Raw genomic sequence first — 1,199 nt, 5'->3', positions numbered from 1 at the left:
ACAAAAGAAGCGGCCTGAAAAAAATCAGCCCCTCCCCCCGCGGGGGGAGGGGCTGAGCGGCACCACCGGAGCTATGGAGTTAGCCTAAAGACATAAAGTGGTGGTCCAAAAAGAGGGACCACTTCTCTCCAACAGCAGGGATCGGATACATCGCATATACGAAACCTGACTTCTATAGAATAAGATTGCTCGCGAGAATATTATCGCCAGAAGCACTCCAGCTCGTTTTCTGGGGACTTACCGCTTTCGGTCTATTTGCCACTGTGATAGTTCTTCGATTTGCCATCCGCACACAAAGTGCCGTGAGCTTCGTGGAGCTTGGCTCGATAGGTGCTCTAGTTCCAAGAGCATCCATCTCTATGTCGCCTATCACAATTCCATATAATTCCATTACTCAAGTGCAGGTTACGAACATACAGGGGCAGCAAATGGCAATTATTTCATCGTCAGTTGGAGAGTCGCGCCTTCTCTCAAAATCTTTCGCCACGCAAAGTGAGTTCACGTCATTTCTTCAAGCTCTTCAGGAACGCCGTAAAAACGGCTAACCCGACATTTACCCCGGACTTCCAAAAGCACGGAGCCGTTTAATTCTATGTTAGGAGTTCAGATATCTCCTATCGATCGTAACCCGCTGCCCTGCCAAAATTTGATTCAAAATAGCCTAGTTGACGAGTATTCGGCCCAGGAAATGCTTTTTATATCTCAATATAATTTTTCATGAGAACCAAGAGCCATTTACTCAAGGGTGGCAGTTCCGTCTTGGTGGCTATAGCCAAGAAGAGTGAGTCGTTTATTCATTTTGAATTTGTAACTCGCAGAAATGACAAAGCCCTCTTTTTCTGCTCACCCAAAAGGGGATCTTTCATGAGCACCTTAACGGCCTTGTCCAGATCCTTTTTTTAATTCTGGTGAAACTTCTTGACGGCTTTTTTGAATCTTGGCGTTTGCAGGACCTTGGTGATATCTTGACTATGGCTTTGAGGACCGAATCCTGATCAAATCAGACAAAAAGATTATGATGATTACTGTCACTGTACAGCTCGAATTCTGCTGCTACATGTCATCATTTAGAGAGTTATGCTCGAAAGTGGTGTTTGAGGGGACTCTAAAAGAAAAATGACGTATCCTGTTGGAAACAGTTCGCCAAAACTCACTTCCAACAAAAAAGGATACGTCATGAGTGAAGGTAAAATCATTTC

The 1,199-nt window shown here is 44.7% G+C and carries 1 pseudogene; it reads right to left on the bottom strand.

Features of this window, described 5'->3' with window-relative positions:
- Positions 1-735: 735 nt before the first annotated feature.
- Positions 736-962 (bottom strand): annotated as a pseudogene (locus tag JWJ90_RS24080) (type II toxin-antitoxin system RelE/ParE family toxin).
- Positions 963-1,199 lie beyond the last annotated feature (237 nt).

The sequence above is a fragment of the Desulfobulbus rhabdoformis genome, assembly GCF_016919065.1.
Taxonomy (GTDB): Bacteria; Desulfobacterota; Desulfobulbia; order Desulfobulbales; family Desulfobulbaceae; genus Desulfobulbus; species Desulfobulbus rhabdoformis.
The sequence above is the reverse complement of the archived record's forward strand: the minus strand, read 5'-3'. Positions and strand labels throughout refer to the sequence as shown.